Annotated in this window: 14 protein-coding genes and 1 tRNA gene; 6 read left to right on the top strand and 9 right to left on the bottom strand. The window is 65.8% G+C overall.

Annotation, left to right across the window (positions count from 1 at the left end; translation table 11 throughout):
- Nucleotides 1-159: 159 nt before the first annotated feature.
- From HK108_RS06110 to ilvA, 5 genes are all read right to left on the bottom strand, one after another.
- Nucleotides 160-1002 carry an HAD family hydrolase gene (locus tag HK108_RS06110; protein ID WP_181270842.1) on the bottom strand — a complete coding sequence of 281 codons (843 nt, stop codon included), beginning with the start codon at nucleotides 1000-1002 and terminating at the stop codon, nucleotides 160-162.
- A complete protein-coding gene (locus tag HK108_RS06105) occupies nucleotides 999-1571 on the bottom strand; it encodes a hypothetical protein (protein ID WP_229663953.1) in 573 nt (190 codons plus the stop codon). Before HK108_RS06105 ends, HK108_RS06110 begins: the two co-directional genes overlap by 4 nt.
- A complete protein-coding gene (locus HK108_RS06100; RefSeq protein WP_181270841.1) occupies nucleotides 1568-2173 on the bottom strand; it encodes a proteasome activator in 606 nt (201 codons plus the stop codon). Before HK108_RS06100 ends, HK108_RS06105 begins: the two co-directional genes overlap by 4 nt.
- A 3-nt stretch (nucleotides 2174-2176) precedes the next feature.
- A complete protein-coding gene (locus HK108_RS06095) occupies nucleotides 2177-3181 on the bottom strand; it encodes an NAD(P)H-quinone oxidoreductase (RefSeq protein WP_181270840.1) in 1005 nt (334 codons plus the stop codon).
- A gap of 106 nt (nucleotides 3182-3287) precedes the next feature.
- A complete protein-coding gene (gene ilvA, locus HK108_RS06090) occupies nucleotides 3288-4559 on the bottom strand; it encodes a threonine ammonia-lyase IlvA (RefSeq protein ID WP_181270868.1) in 1272 nt (423 codons plus the stop codon).
- Nucleotides 4560-4824: 265 nt separating this feature from the next.
- Between ilvA and HK108_RS06085 the strand changes: the two genes are divergently transcribed.
- On the top strand, nucleotides 4825-7332 hold the full coding sequence (locus HK108_RS06085) for a maltokinase N-terminal cap-like domain-containing protein (RefSeq protein WP_181270839.1): 2508 nt from the start codon (nucleotides 4825-4827) through the stop codon (nucleotides 7330-7332).
- 205 nt (nucleotides 7333-7537) lie between these two features.
- A tRNA-Ser gene (locus tag HK108_RS06080) sits at nucleotides 7538-7625 on the top strand.
- 132 nt (nucleotides 7626-7757) lie between these two features.
- Here HK108_RS06080 and HK108_RS06075 read toward each other — a convergent pair.
- Nucleotides 7758-9134 carry an APC family permease gene (locus HK108_RS06075; RefSeq protein ID WP_181270838.1) on the bottom strand — a complete coding sequence of 459 codons (1377 nt, stop codon included), beginning with the start codon at nucleotides 9132-9134 and terminating at the stop codon, nucleotides 7758-7760.
- 311 nt (nucleotides 9135-9445) lie between these two features.
- Between HK108_RS06075 and HK108_RS06070 the strand changes: the two genes are divergently transcribed.
- Nucleotides 9446-10528 carry an MBL fold metallo-hydrolase gene (locus tag HK108_RS06070; RefSeq protein ID WP_139467949.1) on the top strand — a complete coding sequence of 361 codons (1083 nt, stop codon included), beginning with the start codon at nucleotides 9446-9448 and terminating at the stop codon, nucleotides 10526-10528.
- A 44-nt stretch (nucleotides 10529-10572) separates the two neighbouring features.
- Nucleotides 10573-11820, top strand: coding sequence for a C45 family autoproteolytic acyltransferase/hydrolase (locus HK108_RS06065; protein WP_139467950.1), 1248 nt, complete (start codon nucleotides 10573-10575; stop codon nucleotides 11818-11820).
- A 15-nt stretch (nucleotides 11821-11835) separates the two neighbouring features.
- On the opposite strand, the gene HK108_RS06060 is transcribed toward HK108_RS06065, so the two are convergent.
- From HK108_RS06060 to HK108_RS18815, 3 genes are all read right to left on the bottom strand, one after another.
- Complete coding sequence (locus HK108_RS06060; protein ID WP_139467951.1) at nucleotides 11836-12852, bottom strand: hypothetical protein; 1017 nt, start codon at nucleotides 12850-12852, stop codon at nucleotides 11836-11838.
- 97 nt (nucleotides 12853-12949) lie between these two features.
- The gene (locus HK108_RS06055; RefSeq protein ID WP_139467952.1) at nucleotides 12950-13606 is read right to left on the bottom strand and encodes a TetR/AcrR family transcriptional regulator; all 657 of its coding nucleotides are present in this window, start codon (nucleotides 13604-13606) and stop codon (nucleotides 12950-12952) included.
- Between the two features lie 2 nt (nucleotides 13607-13608).
- Nucleotides 13609-13734, bottom strand: coding sequence for a hypothetical protein (locus HK108_RS18815; RefSeq protein WP_258233247.1), 126 nt, complete (start codon nucleotides 13732-13734; stop codon nucleotides 13609-13611).
- A gap of 81 nt (nucleotides 13735-13815) precedes the next feature.
- Between HK108_RS18815 and HK108_RS06050 the strand changes: the two genes are divergently transcribed.
- Both HK108_RS06050 and HK108_RS19080 read left to right on the top strand, forming a co-directional pair.
- Complete coding sequence (locus tag HK108_RS06050; protein WP_139467953.1) at nucleotides 13816-16809, top strand: MMPL family transporter; 2994 nt, start codon at nucleotides 13816-13818, stop codon at nucleotides 16807-16809.
- A complete protein-coding gene (locus tag HK108_RS19080) occupies nucleotides 16806-19196 on the top strand; it encodes a YhgE/Pip family protein (RefSeq protein ID WP_139467954.1) in 2391 nt (796 codons plus the stop codon). The genes HK108_RS06050 and HK108_RS19080 overlap by 4 nt, the downstream gene beginning before the upstream one ends.
- Nucleotides 19197-19214 lie beyond the last annotated feature (18 nt).

Below are 19214 nucleotides of genomic sequence, written 5' to 3'. Positions count from 1 at the left end.
ATCTCGATGCGACTCGGCGGTCTTGCCCCGATGGAGTATCGGACCAAGACCGCCACAGCCGGACAGCCGGCAACTGCTTCATGCTGACCTCACAGCAGTCCAACTATTGGGGACCACTCCACGCGAGGTAGCTGGGCCGCCGTCAGGTAGTAATTGGGGTCAGTTGGGGCGGGTGTCTAAGACTGCGTCGAGGTAGCGGGCGACGCCATCGTCGTCGACGGCCTCCGTTACCGCCGCGGCGATCGCCTTGACCGACCCCAGCGCATTGCCCATGGCGACCCCGTGCCCGGCCCACGACAGCATCTCGATGTCGTTGGGCATATCCCCGAACGCCATCACCTGCGCCCGCGCCACTCCGAGGTGGTCGCACAGATCCGACAGCGTCTTCGCCTTCGTGATCCCATACGGTGCCAGTTCGACAAGACCGTTGTCCGGCTCGGAGAACGAGGCATGGCAAGTGCCGTCGACGAGCGGATCGATGAGGTCGTGCATCGCCTGCGAATCGCTCGTCTCCAGACGCACGAGCACCTTGACGACGTCCTCGCCGGCGAGTTCGGAGACATCGTCGATGATCCTGGCCTCACGCGGTCGGCCGGTGACGAACTCCCGGTCGATGAAACCGCCGTTGAGCGTCTCGTAGGCGAACCGGGCCTCGGGATGATCGACGCGGACCGCCGCGGTGATCTCCGTCAGCGTCTGCGCATCGATGGTGTGGGCATCGACGACGGACTGCGATGCGATGTCGTAGACGACCGCCCCGTTGAGGCAGACGACGCGACCGAGGTCGGGGATCTGCTCGGCGATCGGCGCCAACCATCGGATGGGCCGCCCGGTGACGAGCACGAAGGGGATTCCCGCATCCTGACAGCGGTGGATCGCATCGATCGTGGCCGTCGAGATCGGCTTCCAGTTCAGCAGCAGAGTGCCGTCGATATCGCTGGCGACAAGGCCGAGGTCGAAGTCATCCGGCGGCAGGATATCGGGGCTGATCGGAGGTCTCATGATGCCTCCACCCTAGCGAGAATCTCCCGCGCCCGCCCCAGCAGCTCCTCGGCATCCGTGATGAACCGAACCGTGGCCTCGGCGCTCGAGTCGATCGACCGTCCCGATGGCCCGTCCGACCGTGCCATCGACGCCGCGAGCACCGCCTCGCCGACCTTCGACGAGGCCTTCGTCAGCAGCTCCGGTGCGTCGCCGACGGCCTGCCGAGCCGGCCCGGGCACCACCTGACCGGTGACGGGGTGGCGGGAGTGGAGGGTCGCGGTGAGGTCGTCGACGACGTCGACGAGCGCGTTGAGCCGGTGGGTGCCGTCGACGATGACGTCGATCGGATCCTTCGCCGAGGCGGCCGTGGCCGAGCCGTCGGATGATCCCGCCGAGGCGGCTCCCGAGATGGCGCTGCCACCGGAGTCCCGTGACTCGTGGAGGGCCACCGCGGTGGTGTAGTACCGGTCGACGGCGCGGATGAAGCGGTCGCGATTGTGGCGCCACAGACCGGTGCCGAACCGGTCATCGTCCTTGACCGCGGCCGTCGTCGCCTTCTTGCGCAGACCGGAGAAGAAGCGCTTCACAGATAGTTGCCGGTGCCGCGATCGTCGCGGTCCGACTCCTTCTTTTCGCCGGGCTGCCCGTCGGACGGTGTCATTCCGGGCGGAACCATTCCCGGAGGCAATTGGCCGCGACCGGCCATCTGCTGGGCCATGGCCTGCTGCGCCATGATCGCGGTCTGGATGCCGTGGAAGAGACCCTCTAACCAACCGACGAGCTGAGCCTGGGCGATCCGCAGCTCCGAGGTCGTCGGAGGACCGTCGGCAGAGTCGAAGGGCAGGTCGAGGCGCTCGAGCTCCTCGATGAGGTCCTTCGACAGCCCATCTTCGAGTTCGTCGATGGAGCGGCGATGGATCTCGGCGAGGCGCTCGCGTCCCTTCTCATCGAGCTCGGTACCACGGACCTCCTCGAGCAGCTGCTTGACCATGGTGCCGATGCGCATCACCTTCGCCGGTGACGAGACATCCGCCTGATCGTGCTGCGCCTTGGCGAGGCCGGACTGCGCTCCGTCGGCGTTCGACACACTGTCGGCATTCCCCGCACCGTCTGTGTTTGCTGCGTCCGCGGCGCTAGTCTCACCCGCAGAGTTCTGGATGCCGTCTGCCGACTCGGGATTCTCAGTCATTGGTCATGCACCTTCCTCATCGACGATGAGCAGAACCTTTCCGATGTTCGCCCCGTCCTCCAGCATCTGATGAGCACGGACGACGTCGGCCAACGGCATGGCCTCGTGGATGATGGGGCGGATGTCGCGCGAGACCACAGCCGGCCAGAGAAGGTCGGCCACCTCGGCGACGATGGCGATCTTCTGGTCCTTCGGCCGCGCCCGCAGGGTCGTGGCGGAGACTGACTTGCGCGGCTGCATGAGCCAGCCGAGGTTGATCTCGGTCTTCGTTCCGCCCTGCATGCCGATGATGACGAGACGGCCGTCGGTGCCCAGCGCCTTGATATTGCGCTCGAGGTACTTCGCGCCGATGATGTCGAGGATGACATCGGCTCCTGTCGACCCGTTGTCGTGGGTGCAGATCTCGTGGACGCGTTCGACGAAGTCCTCTTCGCGGTAGTTGATGACGGCATCGGCACCGAGTTCGCGGCAGAAGTCGGCCTTCTTCTCGGAGCCGACGGTCACGACGATCTTCACGCCGAGGTGGCGCGCGATCTGGATCGCGGCCGTGCCGATTCCGGAGCCGCCGCCGTGGACGAGCAGCCATTCGCCTGCCTGCACCTGTCCGCGGCCGACGATGTTGGACCAGACGGTCGACAGCACCTCGGGCAGGGCGGCCGCCTCGGTGAGGTCGAAGCCGGCGGGGACGGGAAGCAGCTGACCTGCGGGAACGGGCACGTATTCGGCGTATCCGCCGCCTGAGAGCAGAGCCGCCACCCGGTCGCCGACGGACCAGCCGGTGACGTCGGCGCCGAGTTCTTCGATCGTGCCGGAGACCTCGAGGCCGGGAACCAGGGTGGCCCCTGGTGGGGGATCGTAGAATCCGCGGCGCTGCAGGAGGTCGGCCCTGTTGACGCCGGCGGCATGGACGCGGACGAGGACCTCGTCGGCGGCGATGTCTGGCGTGGGTTCGTCGGTGACCTGCAGGACCTCGGGCTCACCGGGGGAGGAGATCGTGATAGCGCGCATGCGTCCACTCTAGTAGCTGGGTGCGCGAGTGGGCAGGGGCATCCGCGAGGTGGGGTTCGGTGGGGGAGGGGCGACTCGGGATGAGGCAGGGCGGCAGCGAAGCCGCTCAGGCGAAGAGGCGGAACATCGGCGAGTTCTGGTGGACTCGCTCGACCTCGATATTCGATGCCTCCATCCGCTCGAGCAGATTCGGCAGGTCTTCGGCATAGCCGAGCTGAATGCCGACGAACGCCGGTCCGGTCTCCCGGTCGGAGCGTTTTACGTACTCGAACATCGCGATGTCGTCCTCGGGACCGAGCACTTCGTTGAGGAACCGGCGCAGGGCACCGGGCTCTTGCGGGAAGTCGACGATGAAGTAGTGCTTAAGGCCTTCGTGGACGAGTGAGCGTTCGAGGATCTCCGGGTAGCGGGAGATGTCGTTGTTGCCGCCGGAGACCAGGCACACCACGGTCGACCCGGGTTCGATCGTGATCGGCTTGTCCGAGTCCGGGCCGCCGATCCCGGCCGAGGCCAGAGCACCGGAGGGTTCGGCGATGATTCCGTCGACCTGGTACATATCGAGCATCTCGGTGGCCACCGCGCCCTCGGCGACGGGGCGGATGTCGAGGCCGAGGTCGGCGATGACGTCATAGGTGATGTTGCCGGCCCGGCGCACTGCGGTGCCGTCGGCGAAACGGTCGATGTTCTCCAAGGTCACGGGGTGGCCGGCCTTGAGCGCTGCGATCATCGAGGCGGCTCCGGCGGGTTCGGCGCCGATGACCTTCGTGTTCGGCATCCGTTCGGCCGCATAGGCGGCGATTCCCGCGAGCACTCCGCCGCCGCCGACGGGCACGATGATGTAGTCGGGGTCGGTCTCGAGCTGCGCGTGGATCTCGGCGGCCACGGTGCCCTGACCGGCGATGGTGCGCATATCGTCGAAGGCCGAGACCAGGAGTGCCTCATTGCGTTCGGCGAACCGGTGGGCCAACGCCGAGGCGTCATCGTAGGTGGAGCCGGCTATCTCGATGGTCACCTGCTCCCCGCCGAAGTGACGGACGCGTTCGATCTTCTGCTTCGGCGTCGTCTTCGGCACGAAGATCGTGCCCTGGATGCCCAGTTCCTTGCAGGCCCGGGCGAATCCCTGGGCATGGTTGCCCGCCGAGGCGCAGACGACACCGCGGGCCCGTTCGTCGGCATCGAGCTGGAGCATGAAGTTGAAGGCGCCGCGGATCTTGTAGGACCGCACCATCTGCAGGTCCTCGCGCTTGAGGTAGACCGTGGAACCGGTCGCGGTCGTCAACCGCTCGCAGATCTGAAGTGGCGACAGGATGACAGAATCGGAAATTCGCAGCGCAGCCGCCTCGACCTCGCCGGCGAGTGTGAGCTTATGGGGAGTCATGTCTGTTTCAACCACCAGACTATTGTGCGCCCTTTGTCTTGCTATTTGGCAACTCGTATCGATATGAGGACAACTGCGGGGCCGCTGAGAACTCGCCGCGGCCCGCCCCGCTATGACCGTCCCTAATCTCTCCCGTCCCCGCCTCGCACTTACCCGAACCCCGTGATTCGGCTCCCGACTTCGGGGTTTCGGGTGCGCCCTGGACCGCGAACACCCCATATCATGATTGGATGGAGGATGCCCGTAATCCCTTCTAGGAGACGTCATGGCCATCAGCAGTGAGCTCGAACAACTGTTAGCCAGCTGGATACCCCGACAGCCGTGGTTTCCCAAGCTCGCAGCAGATTTCGGGACCGACCCCGACATCACCCCCATGTCGGTGGCCCGCGCGTTCACTTACACCGCCGAGGAGCTCGGGGGCTTCGCCGGTCTCGTGACCGTCATCTCCGTCGGCGACGGTCCCACCCTGCGTCGCCTCAACATCCCCCTGACCCTGCGCGGTGCCGAGGATATGCACCTGCGCCACGCCCTCATCGGCCGCGTCGACGACCTCGCGCTCGGCACCGTCTACGTCTACGACGGCGCCGCCGATCCCGTCTTCGTCAACCTCATGGCCGACGCGATCACGAAGCGCAAGGTCTTCGACGGCGGGCAGCTGTCCACCGAGTCCCTGCGCCACAGCCAGGAGAAGACCGAGGCCCGGGACCGTGCGCCCATGCCGTTCCCCGTGACCGCGAACGGGGCGGCCGCCTCGGCGAATGGATCGACGAACACCGCCGCCGAGGCGGTCCCACCGAAGCCATCGATCGGAGACCTCACGGTGGGGGCGGAGGACGTCATGCCCGTCGAGATCCGCCCGATCGAGGTCTCGGACTCCGGGCAGCACAAGTCGACCGTCATCATCCACGACGAATACGAGCCGCTGGAGCTCTCGTTCTTCCGCGTCCTCGAGAACGGAATGCCGTCGTCGCTGACGATTCCGGTTCTGCTCACCGAGGCGGGTTCGCGCAGCGTGCCCGAGGTCATCGGCTGGGGTTCGGGCCGCTGGTACGACATGTTCGAGGTCCAGGAGATGGAGGCGCCGATGGCGCTGCTCTCCCACGTCGATGTCGACGCCGAACCCGCATGGCGAGAAGCCGTGAACACGGTGTGCGCCGTCGACTCCGGTTCGATCGGGGCCTACAACGCCCACGCCGCAGAGATGGGTCGGCGCATCGGCGAACTGCACACGGACATGGCCGCCGAATTCGGTGTCGTCGAAGGCGCCGGCGAACCGACGAAGCAGCTGGTGCAGAAGTGGGTCGAACGCATCGACTGGGCGCTGGGCCGGGCACCCCTGGCCCTGGATTCGCTGGTGCCGGAGCTGCGCGGCCATCGTGCCAGGCTGCAGAGCCTCGAAACCATCGGCACCCTGCAGAAGATCCACGGCGAGCTGACGCTCGACCATGTGGTCAGCTCGTCCACCGACGGCTATTCGGTCGTGAAGTTCACGGACTCGACGGACTCGGACCCCAAGCCCGCCGCCTTCGACCTCGTGGCTCTGCTGCGCAGCATCGACTACGCTGCCGGTTTCGCTCGTCTGCAGCGCACCGACGCGCTCGACTCCGAGGACGGCTCGCTGGTCGTCAGCGGCTTTGGCAACGATCCGGGAGCGCTGCGCGCGATCTTCGATTCGCCCGAGTACCTGTGGGCCTCGCAGGTCCAGAACTCGCTGCTGTCCGGATATTCGCGGGCGCGCGGCGACAGCATCGGGCTGAGCGATCCCGTGCTGCGCGCGGCGCTGGTCGACCGGCTTCTCGTCGAGGTCGTCACCGAGCTGCGCAACCGCCCGAACTGGCTGTCCGTGCCGCTGGCCACGCTCACCCTCGTCCTCAAGGGCAAGCCCGCCCGCACCGAGGAGGCTGCTGAGGCCCGCCTCAACTGGTCTGATTCCGGCGAGGCGGGGTCCGATGCGGCCGAGGACTCTCCAGCTTCCGGCGACGCAGCCGGTGCTGCTGTTGCCGAGGACTCGGAAGTGGATGCGGAAGTCGCGTCGAGCGATGCGTTCGCCGTGGCTCCACCCGCCGACGAGGCGACCGCCGCCGATTCGGAGTCGGTCTCTGCGGCGCCCCGTGGAACCTCCGGCGCCGTCGCAGCTGCGATCGCGAACTCAGACTCCGAGGACTCAGGCTCCGAGGATTTGGCAACTAACAAGTCTGAAGCTGGTGAGCCCGAAGCCGGGGACTCCGCGACCAACGAGACCGAAGCCAGTGAAATCGAAGCGGACGAGGTCGAGGTCGCCGATACTGCGGAGAACACCGTTGACGCGGTCGCGGATTCCGACATCGACGATGTCGAGGACTCGACCGTGGTCCCGCCCCAGGACGATGCACCCGAAGTGGCTCCAGCTCCTGCTGAAGACGAAGAATTCGTCGACGAGGAAGAATCGGAAGCTCCGGTCCGACGAGTTCCGGCCTCGTTCGCGGCGCGCGGCGCCACCTCGGAGGACGCCGACAGCACTGGACACGAATCGCAGCCGGCCAAGCCGAAGGACGCACCGAAGCTCGGCCACACGTGGAGCGAACGTTCGCAGAACTCCGGCAGCGACCGCGGAACATTCGGCGAGCAGCTCTCCGAGCGGCCGGACAAGAGTCGCGACGATTCCGCGGCACGGCCCGACGAATCAATGGATAAGTCCCGGGACGATTCGAAGCCTGCCGGCGGGTCTGTGTTCGATGACCTCCTGGGCACCGAGCGTAAGCGGAACCGGATGAAGAAGCGCAAGAAGGACTGACCGCCTCCGCGGACTCGTCGCCTCGGTGCCGGTCGCCTCGGTGAAGGTCGCGGACTGAGCCAGTCGCTGACTGAGCTGGTGACATTCGTGCGCGCATCCGCCAATTGGCAGATGCTGTTGCGGTTGTGAGAAACTATGGTGGCTCGACCTCGCGTCGAGCAGGCCGGGTTCGCTCCATCGCTGTCACAGGCATGGGAGAACCGAAGGAAGCGTGTCCGAGCGGCCGAAGGAGACGGTCTTGAAAACCGTTGTGCGGCAACCCCGCACCGTGGGTTCGAATCCCACCGCTTCCGCCCAGTGCAAAGCCCCCGGGCTCATCGTCAACAGCGAAGAGCTCGGGGGCTTCTGCCTTCCCAATTACTACCTGACGGCGGCCCAGCAACCTCGCGCGAGGTTGCTGGGCCGCCGTCAGGTAGTAAGAAGGGTCAGGGTTGGGCTGGCGCCTCCGGTTCGGACATCTCGGCATCGGCCTCGGGGTCGTCGAAGCTGCGCACCGAACGCTTGAATCCGCGGGTCAGCACGGCCAGGTAGATGATGCCGATCGCCAGCCACACGAGGCCGCCGATGAGCGCGGTCCCATGCAGGCTCACCCACAGGACTCCTGTGAGGATCGCTCCGATGGCGGGCATCACGACGTAGCTGAACGCCGACTTGAAGTCCTTGACCTGCTTGGTCCGGAAGGCGTAGTGCGCAATGACAGTGAGGTTGACGAAGGTGAAGGCGATGAGCGCACCGAAGTTGATGAGCGCCGAGATGAGTTCGAGGCTGAACGACATCGCCAGCAGGCACACCGCACCGACGAGCACGATGTTGAACACCGGAGTGTGCGTCTTCGGGTTGATGTAGCCGAAGGCCCTGCGCGGCAGCACCCCATTGCGGCCCATTACGAGCATCATCCGCGACACCGACGCATGCGAAGCCAGCCCCGAGGCGGCGGTCGCAGCGAATGCCGCAGCCACGAAGAACAGCTGGAACACGTGGCCGCCGGTGATCATGCCGATCTCCGGCAGCGGATCGTCGACGATGGTGAACTGCGAATTGTCGGGGAAGAGCAGCTGCGCGAAATAGCCGGCGACGAGGAAGATGAGACCGCCGGCGAGAACGGTGAGCATGATCGCCTTCGGCATGAGGCTGACGTGCTTCGCCTCGTTCGTGTACATCGTCACCGCATCGAAGCCGATGAACGAGAAGCACACGACAGTCGCACCGGTGAGGACCGCGCCGAGGTGGACGCCATGATGGATGAACGGCTCCGGGCTGAAGACGACTCCGGCGCCTTCGCCGGCGTTGAGCTGCATGACGGCGAGCACGCAGAACGTGGCGACGAGCACAACCGCGAAGACGAGGAGGATGCCGTTGATGTTCGCCGTCCCCCGCATCGAGGACAGGACGATGCCGGTCATGACGATCGTATAGACGATGACCCACACCCACGGGGGCGCATCGGGGACCATCGACTCCATGTAGAGCCGGATGATGAGGCAGTTGACCATCGGCAGCAGCAGATAGTCCAGGAGGGAGGTCCACCCGACGAGGAAGCCGAGCCCCGGTGACATCGTCTCCCGCGTATAGGTGTAGGCCGACCCCGCGGTCGGGAAGACCCTGACCATCTTGCCGTAGCTGAAGCCCGTGAAGATCATGACGATGAGAGCCACGAGGTACGCCGCCGGAACTGCTCCGTTCGTCTGTTCGGAGACGATTCCGAACGTGTCGAAGACGACCGTCGGCGTCATATAGCCGAGTCCGAGTCCGACGATGGACCACAGTCCGAGGTTGCGCTTCAGTGAGCCAGAGGCAGCCATATCAATCCTCCCCAATGAGTCTTGCCGCCCGCCGGGCCGTCGACGTCGCCATCGATGACCGGCCCGGAAGTGATGTGCGTCATGATCTTAACGCTCAAGGTACTGAAAACGAAACCATCGCCGAGGATCGGGATGGGTATCAGTGTGAAATCGTGACCTTTCCGATGAAAACCGTCAATATCGGCAACGATATCGGTAGTCAGATCGGGTGGTGCCGTGCCCAGTTATCGAACGAACCGTCAGCGCCGACGCGAAACAGAGTAGATTGCAGTCAACGGACAATGTGGCCCCACGAGAGGTGTGAGAGCAGTATGGCGATCGAAACGCTCAGTTCCCAGCAGTCGGCGGCATGGAAGGATCGAGTCCTGCCGCCGGTCGAACAGGTCGCCGAAGGTGTCTGGGCCCTCCCGGTCCCGATCCCCAACAACCCTCTCGTCTACACCTACTGCTATGCCCTCGCCGACGGCTCCGGCGTCGTCCTCATCGACCCGGGCTGGGATGGCAAGGATCAGTACCTGGCGCTCACCTCGGCGCTTAACGACCTCGGCTTCACGGTCACCGATATCCACGGAATCGCGATCACCCACTATCACCGCGACCACATCGGGCTCGTGCCCGCACTCCTCGCGAAGAACCCCGACGCCTGGGTCGCCATGCACGGCGAGGACCTGCGCGCGATCAAACGCTTCTACACCAACGCCGTCGACCTCGGCACCGGCATCGACCCCAACCTCAACATCGCCCGCGCCTATGGTGTCCCCGAGGACCGCTGGGCCGAAGTCGAAAGCCTCCAGGTCGGATCGAGCAAGGGCAGGTCGAAGAGCGCCTCGATGGACCTGTACAGACAGGCGATGAGCCGGCTGCCCGAGAACATCCACGTCCTCGATGACGGCACCGAACTCCCGCTCGACGAAGGTCGAGTGACGGCAATGTGGACGCCGGGGCACACCTACGGGCACTCGGCGTTCGTCCGCGACGAGGGCAAACTGTTCTTCTCCGGCGACCATGTGCTGCCGACGATCACCCCGAACATCGGCCTCGATTCCGGGGCGATCACGCACAGCCTCGGCGATTATCTGCGCTCACTGGAGAAGATCGGCGAGCTCGACGAGGACGTGGCGGTGCTGCCGGCCCACGGCTTCCGCTTCACCGGACTCCATGACCGCAAGGTCGAACTCGTCGAACACCATCACGAGCGCCTCGGCGAGATCCGCGCCCGCATGGAGGCCACCGACGACCACAGCGTCTACTCGATCGCGGCGGGCCTGCACTGGTCCCGCGGCTTCGAGAGCCTGCACAACTTCAACCTCTTCGCCGCCCTTGCCGAAACCGCCGCGCACATGCATTATCTCGGTATCGACATCGGCGTCGGCTCTCTCGTCGGCAAGGACTGAGCCGGGCCCGGCCTGAAGAAGAGAGACAGCAAGGAGGAACCAGCATGAGCACCGAATTCGTTCCCGCCGCCGAGGTGCGGCCCGTGACCTTCGCCGTCCATGCGAGCGACCACGTCGAACGCGGCCACCGCCGTGGCGAGGAGCTGCGCACGGGAATCGCCTCCACCCTGGACGCGTATCGGCGCTACTTCTCGCATCTGTCCATCACCGAGGCGGCCGTGCACTCGGCAGCAACGTCGAGTTGGCAGCGACTCCAGCAATGGTGGCCGACCGGCGCCGAGGAAGTCGAAGCCGTAGCCGCCGGAGCGGGAATCGATGTCCCCGAACTGATGGAGATCGTCGCCCGGACGGAGATCATGACCCAGGCACCGGCCGCGCCGACCGAATGCTCGACCGTGAGCCACACCAGTCCTGGCGCCTCCGTGGCCGCACAGAACTGGGATTGGGCGGCGGACTTCTCCACTCTGTGGCACTTCAACGATGTCGGTGCCGTGCCCGGGCAGCACCGGCATGTGGGCATCGCCGAGTTCGGAATGCTCGGCAAGATCGGTCTCAACGAGGCCGGCGTCGGCGTCCTGCTCAACATCCTCAAGCACCGGAACGATGCGCCTGGTGGAGTGCCCATCCACATGATCCTCGCCCGTGTCCTGGCCGAAGCGGGCACCCTCGCCGAGGCGCTTGAGATCATCGACTCCGCCCCGACGTCATCATCGTCGATCATCACCGTCATCACCGCCGAGGCGGCCGTCCAGGTCGAGATCGCCGGCGAGCTCAAGCGCGAGCGACGGGCCCGCGCGAGCAGTGGGGCCGATGGGGAGACGGGGGAGTCCGGATTCCTCATCCACACAAACCATTTCCTGCACCCGGATCTGCTCGACGGTGCGCTCGAGCTGCGCCCCGATTCGACCTCGCAGGAACGGTACCGTCACCTCGCCGAGGCGGTCGTGCGCTTCGAAGCCGAACGTGCGCTGGCGCGTGGCGGAGAGCCCCCTGCTGATGGTGCCGCCGAGTCCGACAGCGCCGCCCATACCGACGGTGCCGCTGAGCCCGACGGCGCTGCCTCGACCGACGGTGCGAAGAACGCGCCCGTCGCGGTCGGAGATCTCACGAAGCTGCTGACGACTGGACCGGGAGACGCGCCTGTGTGCTGCACTCCGGCGCCCGGCGCCGCCTACGGGGATCGTTCGGCGACCCTGGTGAGCGTGCGCATCGATCCGGCGCGCAAACAGATCGACCTCGCACCCGGGTCACCGGCCGACGGTCTGCACGGAAACCGCCGCTTCCAACTCTGAACCGGCGGCGGCCGCTCAGTTCTCGTCTGCTCCGTCCGTCGCACTGGCGGAATCATCGGAACTCTCGTCCGCCTCGGCGGCTTCCTGCTCGCGCATCTCGATGACCGCGTCGAGGGCGGACGCGATCGCATCGTCGTTCTCCAGTGCGGCTTGGATGAGTCGCCACGGCACGAGGTCGAGATTCTGATCGCCGACGACGAAGCGGATGAACGGCTGCCTGCTGCGCGGATCATCGGCTTCGAGTTCGGCGCCGTAGCGCCACTGGCCGAAGGCGATGCGGCGCACCGTCTCACCGATGAAGCGCATGGCACCGGCGGTGAAGGGGGTCTCGTCCTCGGCGATCATGTCGTCGGGGCCGTCGTAGCGGACCGCGACCTGCCTGCCCAGACGGGCGAGGCTCTCCCGGTCGAAGCCCCACGAACTCGGATCGGCCTGCTCCTGAGTCCAGGCGGCGATGCCCGGTTCGACGGTGCCGATGAAGCGGGTGAGGAATTCGACCTCCTCCTCGCTCGAGTTCTCGGCGTTGAGCACCCCGAGGGAGAGCCCCGTGCACTTGCGGCGCGGTTGGCCGTCCCCGCCGAGGAGCTCCCTGGCCTTGTCGAGCACTGCGGTGAACACCTCGGCGCTGCGCTGGTCGACGGCGGCCAGCACGATTCCCACCAGCGGGATCGGCTCACCGGCGGCCGGGCCGTCGGCATTGTCGGGGCGGATGAATGGCATCCCGTTGCCTGTCGACTCGTCGTGGTCCCAGACCCCGCCGATCGCACGCAGATAGGTTTCGCCGAGGTAGCGGATGAGTCCTTCGAAGAAGCGGCGGTTCTCCGGCTTGAGGATCTCTTCGGTGTTCGGGAACTTCGAGAGCACGAAGAGTTCGAGCATCGGCAGTGATTTCGGCCCGAAGTCCTTCGGGAACTTCACGGTCTCCCCGTCCTCCTTCTCGAAGGTTTCGGGGAGGTCGGCGAGGACGAACGCGCCGAGGCGGACGTCCATATTGTTGATGAAAGCAGAGAATTCGCGCTGGAGTTCGTTCACGGGCACCACCTTAGTGCCTCGAGCCGGTTCGTCGAGCGCGTTCAGACCTTGTCATAGGGGCAGAAGCCTCCAGGTATCGCTGTCGGGGCAGAAGCGTTCAGACCTCGGCGTCGGGACAGAAATCGATGAGGTGCATGAGGACCTCGACGATGAGGCTCGGATCGATGTCGACGTGCTCGTCCATCTTCTTCCCGGCCGCCGCAGTCAGGGCGATCCGGTTGAACACGGAGATGATGACCGTGAGGAAGTCGCCGAGCGGCTGCTTCGTCGTGGCGCCGGCGACATCGAGGGCCGTGGTCACGAGTGCGGCCAGCCGATCGAGCTGAGTGGCGTTGAGTTCGACATACCGGGCGTGGAGATGCGGAACCCGCAGGCAGTAGAGCTCGATCTCCTGTTCCGTGATCGTCTCGGCCACGGTCTGCTTCTTCTCATTGAAGACATCGTCGATGAACTGCGTCATCAGCGCTTTGATCTCCGGCACCTCGGCAGTGGCCATGAGCTGCTCGGACCACCGCTGGATCGTGGCATCGAGGCGATCAAGGTTCTCCGAGATGCGCATCTCGATGATCGCGAGCACCAGATCGTCACGGCTGGAGAAGTTCGAATAGAACGCCCCTCTGGTCAGGCCTCCGGCCTCGCAGATCTCCTCGATCGAGGCGCCGTCGATGCCGCGGACGGCGAAGACCGAGGTGCCGGCCTGAACGAGGGTGGATCGGGTCTGGCGTCTGCGTGGGCTGAGTTCGTCTGTGTTCATCGTCATTTCGTTGCGGTGGGGTCGGCGATGGCCAAGGTGGTGCAGTTCTCTGCGCCGGCATCGGAGCCGGCAGCGACGGCGTGGCGGAGAGCGAGGCGCCTGAGCATCTCATGGGAATCCTCGCTCAACCTGGGATCCATTTGCATGGAGGGTGGGTATTGCACAACAATACAATACTGTATCCAATACACTTTTGTATCGAGGTTTTCGTGTCAACTTTCCTCTACGCCCTGGGCCGTCGTGCGTATCGGACCCCGTGGCGCTTCATCGCCGCGTGGCTGCTGATCTTCGTCCTCGTCGGAGCCGGAGTCGCCGCCTTCTCCAAGGACTTCGACAATGACTTCACACTCCCGGGTTCGGAGGCGCAGACGGCTCTGGACTCGATGAAGTCGACGTTCCCCGAAGCCGCCGGCGTCTCCGCCTCGGTGATCGTCGTCGCCGACGACGGAGACTCGGTCGAGGATGCGAAGTACAAGGACGCGATCGAAGACGAGATCGACCGCATCGAGGACCTCCCGCACGTCGACACGGTGACCTCCCCGTATTCCGACCTCGTCGAGGGCGCCATCAGCAAGGACGAGACGGCGGCCATGATCTCCGTCCAATACGACGGCACTCAGCAGGACGTCGGGGAGGACGCCGGCGACAACCTCATCGAGGCGCTCGACCCGCTGCGCGATGCCCTGCCCGGAGCGCAGGTCGAAGGCGGCGGTGAGCTCTTCCAGATCACCGGTGTCGAGATCTCCTGGGTCGAAGGCATCGGCGTCGTCATCGCCTTCATCGTCCTCCTGCTCACACTCGGTTCCTTCCGAGCCGCGGGAATGCCGCTGATCACTGCGCTCATCGGCGTCGGCATCTCCGTGCTGCTCATCGTCGGCGGCACCGCGTTCGCGACGATCAACTCCTCCTCGATCATGCTTGCGCTCATGCTCGGCCTGGCCGTGGGCATCGACTACGCACTCTTCATCGTCTCCCGCGCCCGCGACCTCCTCGCCGAAGGCCACGACCCCGTCGAGGCGGCCGGACGCGCCGTCGCGACGGCCGGGTCCGCCGTCGTCTTCGCGGGCATGACCGTGATGATCGCACTCCTCGGCCTGTCCCTGGCCGGCATCCCCTTCCTCACGATCATGGGCATCGGCGCTTCCGGCTCCGTCGCCGTGGCCGTGATGATCTCCCTGACGATGGTCCCCGCCCTGCTGGGACTCGTGAAGTCCAAGATCACCCCGAAGCCGACGAAGCGCTACCGGAAGGCCTACGCCGCGGCCGCTCAGCGGGCGACGACGGGCACGACCGCCTCGGCGAAGGGATCATCGACCGGCACCGAGGCGGGGGACGGTTCCACAGGAACCCCCACTGTGGCGACCGACGCTTCCACAGGAACCCCCGCCGAGGCGACCGACCCGGCACTGCGGGAGAGGATCGCCGACGAGGCGCGCGCCGAGGGCGGCGACCCGTACCCGCCGACGATCATGAACAAGTTCTTCGCCGGGTGGCTCAAGGTCGTCACGAAGATCCCGCTGCTGACGATCGTCGTCATCGTCGGCGGCCTCGCGCTCTTCGCGATCCCTGCCACCCAGCTCCAACTGTCCCTGCCCACCGCAGGCGACCAGGAGCAGGGCACCCCGGCACGGGCGACCTACGACCTCATCGACGAGCACTTCGGACCCGGCTACAACGGGCCCCTGGTCATGACCAGCCAGATCGTGACGAGCGACGATCCGCTCGGAGACGTCGAGGAGATCGAGAAGCGCATCGAGAAGGTCGACGGCGTCGAACAGGTCATCATGGCCACCCCGAACCGGGACGCGACCGTCGGGCTCTTCCAGATCATTCCGACGACGGCCTCCGACGACCCGGCGACCCTCGACACGGTCGATCGGCTGCGGGACCTGAGCACGGAGATCGAGGACGACTTCGACTTCGACACCGCCGTCACCGGTGCCACCGCGATCCAGATCGACGTCTCCGACCAGCTCGGCAAGGCTCTGGTGCCCTTCGGCATCTTCGTCGTCGGACTCTCCATCATCCTGCTCATGATGGTCTTCCGCTCCGTGGCGGTGCCGATCAAGGCCACCGGTGGGTTCCTCCTCTCCGTCTTCGCCTCCTTCGGCACGGTCGTCCTCGTCTTCCACGACGGACTCTTCGCCGGCCCCTTGGGCATCGACGGGACGGGACCGGTCATCAGCTTCCTGCCGATCATCGTCATGGGCATCCTCTTCGGCCTCGCGATGGACTACGAGGTGTTCCTCGTCTCGGGCATGCGCGAAGCCTATGTCCACGGCTCCTCGGCCAAGGACGCCATCAGAGCCGGATTCGCCTCCTCCGCCCGCGTCGTCTCGGCCGCAGCGATCATCATGTTCTCCGTCTTCGCGGCCTTCGTGCCCGCCGGCGAACCGATCATCAAGTCGATCGCGCTCGCCCTGGCCGCCGGCATCTTCGTCGACGCCTTCCTCGTGCGCATGTCGCTGGTGCCCGCGATCATGCAGCTGCTCGGCGACAAGGCCTGGTGGCTGCCGAAGTGGCTCGATCGGATCCTGCCGCGCCTCGACGTCGAAGGAGAGGGCCTAGCCCACGAAGTGGCCCTGCGCGACTGGCCGGAGCCGAACTCGGACTACCGGGTCTACGGACGCGGAATCGGCGTGTACTCCGGAGACCGCGGCTTCGCCCGCGTCGACATCTCCCTGCTGCCCGGCCAGATCCTCGTCGCCAGCGGCGATTCCCGCCGAGCCCTCCTGCTCGCCGTGTCCGGCCGCGTCGGACTCACGGCCGGGGAGATGAAGATCGGCCAGAACGTCCTGCCCGAACACGCCGGACGGGTCCGCCGACAGGTTCCCTACCTCGACCTCAACCGGGGCGAAGCCGACCGGATGATCAGTCCGCGCGACATCTCTCGGATGGCCGCCTCGGCGCCGGATCTGCTCGTCATCGACGGGGCGGAGAAGCTCGCGGCCGGGGCACGGGAATCGGCCGGACCGGCACGGGATCTGCGCGATCTGCTGCCGCAGCTCGTCGCCGAAGGCACCACCGTCATCCTCGGCCTGCCCGACGGGGATGTGACAGGGATCTTCGATCCCGAAACGAACTACTTCCACCTCGACCTCGACGAGGCTCGACCCGATGAGCGGGGCGGAACCGACAGCGAATCAGACGGCGAACACACCCACGCCGTCGACAGCACCAACATGGAAGGTGTGCAGTCGTGAGACTCGAACGTGCGAACTCGAAGAAGCCGGTGAACTGGCTCTCCCTCCTCGGGCTGGTCCTCATCCCGATCATCGTGGCGGCCGGATTCATCCTCGCCACGTGGAAGAGCGGCGATCGTCTCGAGACCATCGAAGCCGCCATCGTCAACAACGACGATGGAGCGAAGGTCGACGGCAAGACCGTGCCGATCGGCCGTCAGCTGACCAGCGGTCTGGTGGGTGAGGACGAGAACAACATCCACTGGGTCATCACCGATGAAGAGGATGCGCAGAACGGGCTGTCCGACGGCACATACGCCGCGAAGCTGACGATTCCCGAGGGCTTCTCCCGCGCTGTGACCTCGGTCGATGATGCGAAGTCGGCGACGCAGACGCAGCTCGACGTCGACGTCTCCGGGACCGCTCCCGCGCTCGATACGCAGATCTCCCGATCCGTCGCCGAGGTGGCGCGGACGACCTTCAACACGCAGATGACCGAGAACTACCTCGACAACATCTACGTGGGCTTCAATAAGATGGGCGATCAGATGAAGGACCTCGGCGACGCAGCCGGGGAACTCGACAAGGGTGCCGAAGGCCTCAAGGAAGGCACCGGACAATCGGCCGAAGGCGCCGGCGAGCTGTCCAAAGGCATGAAGCAGCTCAGTGACAACGGCGGCGAGCTCAAGTCCGGAGCCACGGAGCTGTCGAAGGGCGCCGGCGAACTGTCCAAGGGTGCCTCGGAGATGTCCGGGGGGCTGAACGAACTCGACAAGAAGACCTCGAAGCTGCCCGACAGCACGCAGAAGCTGGCCGACGGCTCCGGTGAGCTCTCCGACGGCGTCGACGAATACACGAAGTCCATCGACGAGATCATCAAGGGCTTCGCCGGATCCGGCGACTCGGGCGAAGGCGGCCTCGGCGACATCACCAAGGGCGGCAAGGAGCTCGAGAAGGGCGCCGACGGTGTGTCCAAGGGCGCCTCAGGCCTCTCCGACGGACTGCACCAGTACCGAGACGGGCTGAAGCAGAAGGCCGATGGTGCCGACAAGCTCGCTGCCTCGAAACCTGATCTCGACAAGCTTGTCGAAGAGGGCATCATGAGCAAGTCCGAGGCGAAGCAGGCACGGGCCGAGATGTGCCCGACCGGAACTCCCGACCAGGTCTGTCAGGGCATCGAACAGGCCTATGCCCAGGGACTGCTCAACGGCACTTCGGGCGGTCTGAACGGAGCCGTGGACGGACTCGAGCAGGAGCAGAACGGCTCGTCCCTCCTCGGCGGGTCCGATGAACTCGCCAAGGGTGCTTCGGAGCTCTCCGACGGCGTGACCAAGTTCGTCAAGGGACTCGAGGACGGCCTCGGCGATCTGACGAAGGGCATGGAGGACATCTCGAAGAACGCCCCGAAGCTGCTCGAGGCCTCGAAGGGACTGCGTGACGGTGCCGCCGGGGTCGCCGACGGCAACCAGCAGCTCGCCGACGGTATGCCGGCCCTGTCCAAGGGCATCGGCAAGGTCGCCGACGGTTCCTCGGAACTCTCCGACGGTGCCGGTCAGCTCAGCGATGGGCTGAGCGAATACAGCACCGGTGTCGGCAAGTACACCGACGGCGTCTCCGAGGCCGCAACCGGCACCTCCGAACTCTCAGCCGGCCTCGACAAGCTCGATGAGGGTACGGGCAAGTACGCGAAGGGCGTGAGCAAGTTCGCCGACGGCGTCAAGGACGGTGCGGATGAAGTGCCGTCCTATACGGCTCCGGAACGTGACCGCTTGGCCAAGGTCGCCTCGGCGAATATCGCATCCCCGGACACGGACAGCGTCACGGATGTGCTGGCGGGATCGACGATCGCCCTGCTCATCATGCTCGCCCTGTGGATCGGCGGACTCGTGACCTACACGGTGCTCAAGCCGATCCCGGCATGGGCTCTGCTCTCGACGAAGTCTTCGTTCGCTGTGTGGGCGCGCGGACTGCTGCCCGGCCTCGTCGTCGGCGTGCTGCAGGCGCTCGTGCTCTCGATCCTCGCGGTCACCGTGATGGACATCGACGCGATCCAAGGCTTCGACATCGCAGTGCTCACATTCGTCTCAGCGATCGTGTTCATGATCCTGAACTTCGCCCTCGTGGCGTGGTTCGGGGGAGTGGGCCGGTTCCTCTCGGTCATCGCCGTCGTGCTGGCCGTGGCAGGTCGGACGATCGGGGCGGTGCCGCAGTTCTTCGACTTCGTCGCGCCGATCCTGCCGCTGACTCCGTCGATGAACGGCTTCGCAGCGATCGCCGCGGGCACCAGCGGGCAGGCAGCCGCATACGGCGGACTGCTGGCCTGGGCGGTCATCGGCATCGTGATGTCGCTGCTGGCCATCGTCCGGGCCCGGACCACGAAGCCCGAAGCCGCCCTCGAAATGGCGTAGCCGCCGGGGCGGCCGCGG

The organism is Brevibacterium sediminis (genome assembly GCF_013623905.1).
Lineage (GTDB): Bacteria > Actinomycetota > Actinomycetes > Actinomycetales > Brevibacteriaceae > Brevibacterium > Brevibacterium sediminis.
Note: the sequence above shows the minus strand (reverse complement) of the source record. Positions and strands in the feature narration are given on the sequence as shown.

Excerpts from the sequence above, each read along its gene's own strand:
- HK108_RS06110 (WP_181270842.1), bottom strand. The coding sequence starts at position 1,002 with ATGAGACCTCCGATCAGCCCCGATATCCTGCCGCCGGATGACTTCGAC.
- HK108_RS06100 (WP_181270841.1), bottom strand. The coding sequence starts at position 2,173 with ATGACTGAGAATCCCGAGTCGGCAGACGGCATCCAGAACTCTGCGGGT.
- HK108_RS06095 (WP_181270840.1), bottom strand. The coding sequence starts at position 3,181 with ATGCGCGCTATCACGATCTCCTCCCCCGGTGAGCCCGAGGTCCTGCAG.
- ilvA (WP_181270868.1), bottom strand. The coding sequence starts at position 4,559 with ATGACTCCCCATAAGCTCACACTCGCCGGCGAGGTCGAGGCGGCTGCG.
- HK108_RS06085 (WP_181270839.1), top strand. The coding sequence starts at position 4,825 with ATGGCCATCAGCAGTGAGCTCGAACAACTGTTAGCCAGCTGGATACCC.
- HK108_RS06075 (WP_181270838.1), bottom strand. The coding sequence starts at position 9,134 with ATGGCTGCCTCTGGCTCACTGAAGCGCAACCTCGGACTGTGGTCCATC.
- HK108_RS06070 (WP_139467949.1), top strand. The coding sequence starts at position 9,446 with ATGGCGATCGAAACGCTCAGTTCCCAGCAGTCGGCGGCATGGAAGGAT.
- HK108_RS06065 (WP_139467950.1), top strand. The coding sequence starts at position 10,573 with ATGAGCACCGAATTCGTTCCCGCCGCCGAGGTGCGGCCCGTGACCTTC.
- HK108_RS06055 (WP_139467952.1), bottom strand. The coding sequence starts at position 13,606 with ATGAACACAGACGAACTCAGCCCACGCAGACGCCAGACCCGATCCACC.